General features: G+C 69.7%; 6 protein-coding genes. 5 read left to right on the forward strand and 1 reads right to left on the reverse strand.

The genetic code is table 11. The features are described 5' to 3' along the window. The 4 genes from FV220_RS25865 to FV220_RS22530 form a co-directional block, all read left to right on the forward strand. Window positions 1-330 (forward strand): hypothetical protein (locus FV220_RS25865; protein ID WP_210245966.1); only part of this gene is annotated, 330 nt, incomplete at its 5' end. 16 nt (window positions 331-346) lie between these two features. Then, window positions 347-3,616, forward strand: a complete 3,270-nt coding sequence (locus FV220_RS22520; protein WP_147833298.1) for a transglutaminase family protein — start codon at window positions 347-349, stop codon at window positions 3,614-3,616. Between the two features lie 5 nt (window positions 3,617-3,621). After that, on the forward strand, window positions 3,622-6,156 hold the full coding sequence (locus FV220_RS22525; RefSeq protein WP_147833299.1) for a circularly permuted type 2 ATP-grasp protein: 2,535 nt from the start codon (window positions 3,622-3,624) through the stop codon (window positions 6,154-6,156). Further along, on the forward strand, window positions 6,153-7,070 hold the full coding sequence (locus FV220_RS22530; RefSeq protein ID WP_147833300.1) for a transglutaminase family protein: 918 nt from the start codon (window positions 6,153-6,155) through the stop codon (window positions 7,068-7,070). Before FV220_RS22525 ends, FV220_RS22530 begins: the two co-directional genes overlap by 4 nt. Before the next feature lie 250 nt (window positions 7,071-7,320). On the opposite strand, the gene nikR is transcribed toward FV220_RS22530, so the two are convergent. Then, on the reverse strand, window positions 7,321-7,839 hold the full coding sequence (nikR, locus tag FV220_RS22535) for a nickel-responsive transcriptional regulator NikR (RefSeq protein ID WP_210245967.1): 519 nt from the start codon (window positions 7,837-7,839) through the stop codon (window positions 7,321-7,323). Between the two features lie 102 nt (window positions 7,840-7,941). On the opposite strand from nikR, the gene FV220_RS22540 reads away from it, so the two are divergent. Next, on the forward strand, window positions 7,942-8,958 hold the full coding sequence (locus FV220_RS22540) for an ABC transporter substrate-binding protein (RefSeq protein ID WP_147833301.1): 1,017 nt from the start codon (window positions 7,942-7,944) through the stop codon (window positions 8,956-8,958). Window positions 8,959-9,108 lie beyond the last annotated feature (150 nt).

Consider the following 9,108-nt stretch of genomic DNA (forward strand, 5'->3'; position numbering starts at 1 on the left):
GCCGCGGAGGGCGAGCGGGAGCGCGTCGCGGCGGCGTCCCGCGCCACGATGCACGGAATTTGCTTCACGCCCGGCGACGGGCCGCATCGCCACGCCGTATGTCTGAACTGCCAGGGCCAAGATCCTCACGCGATGAACGTCTTCGCCTTCCACCACCCGGTCGGGCAACGTCGCTGTAGACTAGCACCGAATTCGACTGCCGTCGGCGCTGTTCCCGGCCTATGGTCATTCGGCCTCGAAACGCCGATGACAGCCGGGATGCGCTTCGGCGATGCGCTCCGGCTTCCCGCCGCCGGCGCGCGTTCATCGCGCGCCCGGCACCACGTCTGAACCAGCGGGAGTCCCCGTGTCCATCAAAGCCGCCCTCCACCACGTCACCCACTACAAGTACGATCGACCGATCCAGCTCGGACCGCAGGTGATCCGCCTGCGCCCCGCGCCGCATACGCGCTCGTCCGTGCCGGCCTATTCCCTGAAGATCCTGCCGGAGAACCACTTCATCAACTGGCAGCAGGACCCGAACGGGAACTGGCTCGCCCGGCTGGTCTTCCCCGAGCGGACCACCGAGCTGAAGATCGAGGTCGATCTGATCGCCGAGATGGCGGTGATCAATCCGTTCGACTTCTTCGTGGAGGACTACGCCCAGACCCGCCCCTTCGCCTACGAGAGCGACCTCACGGCGGAGCTGAAGCCCTATCTCGTCACCGACGACGCCACGGGACCGGAGATCGACGCGCTGCTCGAGCGGCTGCCGGAACAGCCCAACACCGTGCTGTTCCTCGTGGCCCTCAACGCCATGATCGCCTCCGAGGTGACCTACGGCGTGCGCATGGAGCCGGGCGTCCAGACGCCGGCCGAGACGCTGACCCTGAAGAGCGGCTCCTGCCGCGACTCCGCCTGGCTCCTGGTCCAGGTGCTGCGCCGCATCGGTCTCGCAGCGCGCTTCGTCTCCGGCTACCTGATCCAGCTCATTCCCGACACGACGGCGGTGGACGGCCCGGCCGGCACCTCCACCGACTTCACCGACCTGCACGCCTGGGCCGAGGTCTACCTGCCGGGCGCCGGCTGGATCGGCCTCGACGCCACCTCCGGTCTCCTCTGCGGCGAGGGCCACATCCCGCTCGCCGCCACCCCGCACTACCAGTCGGCCGCGCCGATCTCCGGTCTGGCCGAACCCGCCGAAGTGGAGTTCGGCTTCGAGATGACGGTGACCCGCGTGGCCGAGGCGCCGCGCATCACCAAGCCCTTCTCCGAAGAGGTCTGGGCCAAGATGGATGCCCTGGGCGAGCGGATCGACGTCGATCTCGCCGAGCAGGACGTCCGCCTGACCATGGGCGGCGAGCCGACCTTCGTCTCCATCGACGATTTCGAATCGGCCGAGTGGAACGCCGCCGCCGTGGGGCCGACGAAGCGCGGCCTCGCCGACAAGCTGATCCGGCGCCTGCGCACCCGCTTCGGGCCTGGCGGCATGCTGCATTACGGCCAGGGCAAGTGGTATCCGGGCGAGAGCCTGCCGCGCTGGGCCTTCGCCCTGTACTGGCGCCGGGACGGCAAGCCGATCTGGAGCAATCCCGACCTCGTCGCAAAGGAGGACGGCCCGCGTGACGCCACCTCCAGCAAGGCGAAGGCGCTGATCGACGGCGTCGCCAAGCGCCTCGGCCTCGAAACCTACGTGTTCCCCGCCTTCGAAGACCCGATCTACTGGGAGGAGAAGCGGGAGGAGCTGCCGATCAACGTCACCACCTCGGACGCCAAGTTCCCGAACCCGGAGACCAATGCCCGCATCGCGCGGGTGTTCGACCGCGGCCTCGGCGAGGCCGCCGGCTATGCCCTCCCCCTGGCGAGCCTGCCGCTCGGCAAGGACGATCCCGACGACCGCCGCTGGATCTCGGAACCCTGGCAGTTCCGCCGCACCCACGCCTTCCTGACGCCGGGCGATTCACCGGTGGGGTATCGCCTCCCCCTGAGCTCGCTGCCCTTCGTTCCGCCGGAGCACTACCCCTACTACCAACCCCAGGATCCGCTTGAGGAGCGGGGCGCCCTCCCCGAGGGTCATCCCGGCACAAAGACCGAGAACGGATCGGGCGTCACCGGCGTCGCCGTGCGCACGGCCCTCGCCGTCGAGCCGCGGGACGGGGTGCTGCGGGTGTTCATGCCGCCGCTGCAGCGGGTGGACGAGTATCTCGAACTCATCGGCCATCTCGAGGCCGTCGCCGCCGAGCTGAAGCAGCCCCTGCATATCGAGGGCTACGAGCCGCCGTTCGATCCGCGCCTGAACGTCATCAAGGTCACGCCCGATCCGGGCGTCATCGAGGTCAACGTGCATCCCGCCACCTCCTGGCGCGAGGCCGTGACCATCACGAGCGAGCTCTACGAGGATGCCCGCCAGATCCGCCTGGGCGCGCAGAAGTTCATGACCGACGGCCGCCATACCGGCACCGGCGGCGGCAACCACGTGGTGCTGGGCGGCGCGACGCCCAACGATTCGCCGTTCCTGCGCCGGCCCGACCTGCTGAAGAGCCTCGTGCTCTACTGGCAGCGCCACCCCTCGCTCTCCTACCTGTTCGCCGGCCTCTATATCGGCCCGACGAGCCAGGCGCCGCGCATGGACGAGGCCCGGCACGACGGGCTCTACGAGCTCGAGATCGCCATGGCGCAGGTGCCCAAACCCGACGAGCCCAACATCCCGCGCTGGCTGGTGGACCGGATCTTCCGCAACATCCTCGTGGACGTCACCGGCAACACCCACCGCTCCGAGATCTGCATCGACAAGCTCTACTCGCCGGACGGCCCCACCGGCCGCCTCGGCCTCTTGGAGTTCCGCTCCTTCGAGATGCCGCCGGACCCGCGCATGAGTCTGGCCCAGCAACTCCTGCTGCGGGCCATCGTCGCCTGGGCCTGGCGCGAACCCCAGGAAGGCGGCTGTGTCCGTTGGGGCACGGGCCTGCACGATCGCTTCATGCTGCCCCACTTCCTCTGGACGGACTTCCTCGGCGTGCTGGAAGACCTCCGCCAAGCCGGTTACGACTTCGACCCGGCGGCGTTCCAGGCGCAGTACGAGTTCCGCTTCCCCGTCTTCGGCACGGTGGAGCAGGGCGGCGTCAAGCTGGAACTGCGGCAGGCACTGGAGCCCTGGCACGTGCTGGGCGAAGAGGGGACGATCGGTGGAACGGTGCGGTACGTGGACAGCTCGGTGGAGCGTCTGCAGGTCAAGGTCGAGGGCTTCGTGCCCGGCCGCCACATCATCAGCTGCAACGGCCGGCGCCTTCCGATGACGAGCACCGGCACGGTGGGCGAAGCGGTGGCGGGCCTGCGCTTCAAGGCGTGGCAGCCGGCCTCCTCGATGCATCCGACGATCCCCGCGCATTCGCCCCTCACCATCGACATCCTCGATGCGTGGAGCGGACGCTCGATCGGCGGCTGCCGCTACCATGTCAGCCATCCCGGCGGGCGCAACTACGAGACCTTCCCGGTGAACACCTACGAGGCCGAGGGGCGCCGTCTCGCGCGCTTCCAGGCCCACGGCCACACCCCCGGCAAGGTCGAGATGCCGGTCGAGGAGATCAGCCGCGAGTTCCCGCTCACCCTCGATCTCAGAACGCCAGCACCCCGATGACCCAAATGGCCGAGGCGCAAGCCGGAGGAACGGCGTCGCATGTCGCGCGCTGGACCTCGGACTACCGGCCTCGGCCCGGAATCCCGGACGAGTTCGCGGGGCCGGACGGGCCTCGCGAAGGCGTTTCCGAAGGGCCTTGCAAAGGGGCCTGGCCACGCCTGCTCGACCGCCTCGGCGCCCTCAGCGGCGCCGAGATCACCGCCCGCTTCGCCTCGGCCGAGCGGCACATCCGCGATACCGGCATCTCGTATCGGATCTACGGCGACCAGCGCGAGCATGCCTGGCCGCTCAGTTCCCTGCCCCTGGTGATCGAGGGTGCCGAATGGCGCGCCCTCAGCGCCGGCATCGTCCAGCGGGCCGGGCTGATGGAATCCATCATCTCGGACATCTACGGCCCCGGCCGGATGGTGTCGGAAGGGGTGCTGCCGGCCGCCCTGGTGGCCGGTGCGCCGGAATTCCTGCGCCCGCTCTCGGGGGTGACGCCGCCGGGCGGGCGCTGGCTCAAGCTCTATGCCGCCGATATCGGCCGGGGGCCGGACGGGCGCTGGCGGGTGCTCGCCGACAGGACCCAGGCGCCCTCCGGCCCCGGCTACGCGCTGGAGAACCGGATGGTGCTGACCCGCGCCTTCCCGGACCTCTATGCCGACCTTCATGTCGAGCGCCTCGCCCCGTTCTTCCAGGCGTTTCGCGACGGGCTGGTCATGGGCGCGCAGCGCAGCGACCCGCGCATCGGCCTGCTGACGTCCGGCCCCTTGAGCTCGACCTATGTGGAGCAGGCGGCGCTGGCGCGCTATCTCGGCCTGCTGCTGGTGGAGGGCGACGACCTCGTGATGCAGGACGGGGTGCTGCACGTGCGCACCGTCTCCGGCCTCAAGCGCATCGACGCCCTGTGGCGGCGCATCGATTCCGACTATCTCGACCCGCTCGAACTCAACCCGGCCTCGCGCCTCGGCGTGTCCGGCGTGCTGGAGGCCCTGCGCGACGGCAGCCTCGTCGTCGGCAACATGCCGGGTTCCGGCATCCTGGAATCGGGGGCGCTCGGGGCCTATCTGCCGCGCATCGCGCGCTACTTCCTCGGTACCGACCTCAGCCTCCAGGGGCCGAAGAGCTGGTGGTGCGGCGATCCCGAATCCCTGGCCCATGTGCGCGACAACCTCGAACGGCTGGACCTGCGGCCGGTGGCGACCCCGACCAAGGGCATGGGGCGCGACGCCATCCTCGGGCCGCACGCCATCGTCGCCGAGCGCGAGCGCGTGGTGGCCGCCCTGCGCGACCGTCCGTTCGACTACGTGGCGCAGGAGCACGCCCCCCTCTCCACCATGCCGGGCTGGGAGCCCGGCCCCGACGGGATGCGCCTCGTGCCCCGCCCCTTCGTGCTGCGCGTCTTCGCGGCGGCGACTCCCGACGGCTGGCGGGTGATGCCCGGCGGCTTCTGCCGCATCTCCGAGCGGCCCGACGTGAACCCGATCGAGATGCGGGCCGGGATCAAGTCGGCGGATGTGTGGGTGCTCTCGGACGGCCCGGTGGAGCCCGTCTCGCTGATGCATCCGGGCGCCCCGCGCGTGCGCCGCATCGCCGGCCACCTGCCGTCGCGGGCGGCCGACAACCTGTTCTGGTTCGGCCGCTACGTGGAGCGGGCGGAGGCGGTGATCCGCCTCGTCATCGCCCATCTCGGCAGCGTCGGGAACGCGGTGATCGCCGACATGGCCGGCACCGAGAGCGCGCCCACCGCTCTCCGCATCCGCGCCCTGCTGGACGAATGGGGCGCCATCGAAGCGCCCGACCTGCCGACGGCGAAACTCGCGCAGGAGGCCCTGAGCGGGCGGGCGACCTACGGGTCGGCCTTGTCGCACAGCCTGTCGGCGCGCCACAACGCGGCCTCCCTGCGTGAGCGGCTGTCGAGCGAGGCCTGGCGCGCGCTGGCCGACCTGAGGGACCTCCTCGACCTCGACGAGGCCAGGGAACTGGCCGAGGCCGAGCTCCTCGGGCTGGCGGAGCGGGCGCTCGGCCACATTGCCGCCCTGGCGGGGCTGGCGCAGGAGAACATGAACCGCACGGCGGGCTGGCACTTCGTCGATCTCGGCCGCCGGATCGAGCGGGCGATCAACACCTGCTCCTTCGCCGCCCGTTTCGCGGGGGACGAGGCGACCGCCGAGGATCTCGGCGTCATGCTGTCCCTCTGCGATTCGCACGTCTCCTTCGGCGCGCGCTACATGCAGGGCGTGGCCATCGACCCGGTGCGCGACATGGTGCTCCTCGATCCCTTCAACCCGCGCTCCGTCGCCTTCCAGATCGAGGCGATCTGCCGGCATCTCGCCGACCTGCCGGCCCTGCGCGTCGACGGCCTGCCCGAGTCGCACCGGCGCCTCGCCCAGAAGCTCGCCGCCGAATTCACCACCGCCGAGGCGTCGGAACTCGACGGGGCGGCCCTGTCCCGCCTCGAGAACACCTTCGAGGGCCTCGCCGACGCGATCGTCACCCGCTACTTCCCCAACGGACCGCATGCCATGCGGCCGGAAAAGCTGGTGGGGCTCGCGTGATCTATACGCTGCGCCACCTCACCACCTACCGCTACGGCAAGCCCGTCCGCTACGCCCGCTGCGCCCTCAGGCTGCAGCCGCGCGACGGAGAGGGGCAGAGCGTCCTGTCGAGCGAACTGACGATCTCGCCGACGCCGCGGACCCGCACCGTGCGGCGCGACTATTTCGGCCTCGACGTGGTGACCTTCCTGATCGACTCCCCGCATAGCGAGTTGCGGGTGGAAGCCCTCTCGCGGGTCGAGGTGAAGCGTCCGCCGCTGCCGGAGCCGGAATCCGGCATGCCCTGGGAGAATGTGCGCGACACGGCGATCTCCGGCCGCTCCATGGCGCCCGACGCCCCCGTGCATTTCATGTTCCCCAGCGTCAGGGTGCCCCTCGACCCGGACGTGACCGACTATGCGCGAGCCAGTTTCACCCCCGGCCGGAGCGCCTATGGCGGAGCCGTCGACCTGATGCGGCGCATGCGTGCCGACTTCACCTTCGACGCGAAGGCAACCACCGTCCACACGCCGCTGGCCGAGGCCTTCGCCCTCAGGGCGGGGGTGTGCCAGGATTTCGCGCATATCATGATCGCCGGCCTGCGCGGACTCGGCCTGCCCGCCGCCTATGTCAGCGGCTACATCCGCACCATCCCGCCCGCCGGCCGGCCGCGCCTGCGGGGTGCCGATGCCAGCCATGCCTGGGTCTCGGTCTGGTGCGGGGATGGCTGGATCGGCCTCGATCCCACCAACAACATCGGCGCCTGCGACGACCACATCGTTGTGGCGCGGGGCCGCGACTACACCGACGTCTCGCCCATCGACGGCATCGTCTCCTCCTCCGGCCCGCAGAAGCTCAAGGTCGAGGTGGACGTGATCCCCGACGGCGAGGCGATGCCGGAGGCGGCGGGCGAGCCGGAGGCCGAAACGGCCTGAATCCGGGCCTCGAAGAAGAGGTCCACTTCGCGCTCCGAGTTCTGGAGGCCTCCTTCGAGGCCGCTTCGCGGCGCCTCAGGATGAGGTGGTCGGGTTAGGAGAAGGCAAACCTTGGCCCCGGCAACCAATTCTCATCCCACCAGACTCCTCATCCTGAGGTGCTGCAGCGAAGCGAAGGCCTCGAAGGAGGCATCCAGATCGCACAACGCTGCTGGAAGCCTCCGTCGAGGCGGTACCGTCGGGCGAAGCCTCAGCCGCCCCCCTCCCCCTGGAACGGATGGATGGGCGGGATCAGGGCGGCGGCGAGTTCCAGCCGGCCGGAGATGACGCCGCGCTCGGTGATCATCGTGTCGGCGATGGTCTGCAGCGTCGCCGCCGGCCCCTGGACCAGGACCACTTCGAGGGTCTGGTTGTTCATCAGGTGGACGTGGAGCGAGGAGATCACCTCGGCGATGTAGCGCCGCTGAAGGTCGGCCAGACGCTGCTGCACGCCCGGCGCGAGATGATCGTAGAACAGCGTGATCGTGCCCACCATCACCCGGTCGCCGACCTTGTGCCGGTGCTCCACGAGCGAGCGGTGGAGGATCGTCGCCACCGCCTGGGAGCGGCTGGCGAAGCCCCGCTCCCCCACCATGGTGTCGAGTTCGCAGAGCAGGTCCTCGGACAGCGACAGACTGATCCGGCTCACCGGCTTGCGCCGCCCGCCCGCGCCCTCCTCCGGGACCGCCCCGTCATCGGCACCCATCTCGGTCTCGTCGCCACCGGCCATCGGGCCTCTCCTCCATGCCGGGCCGAACCTGGCACGTCTCTTGTATGGGTGAAACGCAATCGGTATTACGATTTCCAGCGATCGTACTACGCGGTTCGGAGAATGCAGATGCACCTTTCCACGATCCTGACCGCCGGACGCAAGGCCATCACGGGCTGCGCCCTCGCCCTGGGCCTCCTCACGGCCTCCGCCTCCATCCCCGTGGCGCACGCCGCCGAGCCCCTGCGCATCGGCTACAGCGACTGGCCCGGCTGGGTGGCCTGGCAGGTCGCCATCGAGAAGGGCTGGCTGAAGGAAGCCGGTGTCGACGCGAAGTTCGAGTGGTTCGACTACTCGGCCTCCATGGACGCGTTCTCCGCCGGCAAGCTCGACGCCGTCACCTGCACCAACGGCGATGCCCTGGTGATGGGCGGCAACGGCGCCAAGAACGTCATGATCATGCTCACGGATTACTCCAACGGCAACGACATGATCGTCGGCAAGCCCGGCGTGAAGGCACTGGCCGACCTCAAGGGCAAGAAAGTCGGCCTCGAAGTCGGCCTCGTGGAGCATCTCCTCCTCATCAACGGCCTGACCAAGCTCGGCCTCAAGGAGACGGACGTCACCCTGGTCAACGCCAAGACCAACGAGACCCCGCAGGTGCTCGCCTCCGGCGACGTCTCGGCCATCGGCGCCTGGCAGCCCGTCGCCGGGCAGGCGATGAAGGGCGCGGCCGGCGCCAAGCCGCTCTATACCTCCGCCGACGAGCCGGGCCTGATCTACGACGTGGTCACCGTCTCGCCGGCCAGCCTGTCGGGCCGCCGGGCCGAGTGGATCAAGTTCGTCGGCGTCTGGAACAAGGTCGTCGCCTATATCCAGGACCCGAAGACGCAACCCGACGCCGTGACGATCATGGCGGCCAAGGTCGGCATCGACGCGCCCACCTTCACCCGCTTCCTCAAGGGCACCAAGCTCCTCACCCTGGCCGAGGGCGCCAAGGTGATGAAGGATGCCGACGGGTTCGGCTCCCTCTACGGCTCCAGCCGCTACGCCGACGCCTTCAACGTCAAGTACGAGGTCTACAAGACCGCCCAGGACGTGAAGAGCTACATCGACCCCGCGCTGACCGACGGCAAATGAGCGCGGAGATGCGCCAGGGCGCGGAGCGCACGTCCCCTCCCCCTTGTGGGGAGGGGACAGGGGTGGGGGTGGCTCCGCCAGCCTCGGCCGCGGTGGCTCACCCGACCACCCCCACCTCCAACTCCTCCCCACACGGGGGAGGAGTTGGAG

The organism is Methylobacterium sp. WL19 (assembly GCF_008040005.1).
Taxonomy (GTDB): domain Bacteria; phylum Pseudomonadota; class Alphaproteobacteria; order Rhizobiales; family Beijerinckiaceae; genus Methylobacterium; species Methylobacterium bullatum.

What these genes read in the sequence shown, in the direction of transcription:
- FV220_RS22525 (WP_147833299.1), top strand. Translation starts at nt 3,622, where the DNA reads ATGGCCGAGGCGCAAGCCGGAGGAACGGCGTCGCATGTCGCGCGCTGG.
- nikR (WP_210245967.1), bottom strand. Translation starts at nt 7,839, where the DNA reads ATGGCCGGTGGCGACGAGACCGAGATGGGTGCCGATGACGGGGCGGTC.
- FV220_RS22540 (WP_147833301.1), top strand. Translation starts at nt 7,942, where the DNA reads ATGCAGATGCACCTTTCCACGATCCTGACCGCCGGACGCAAGGCCATC.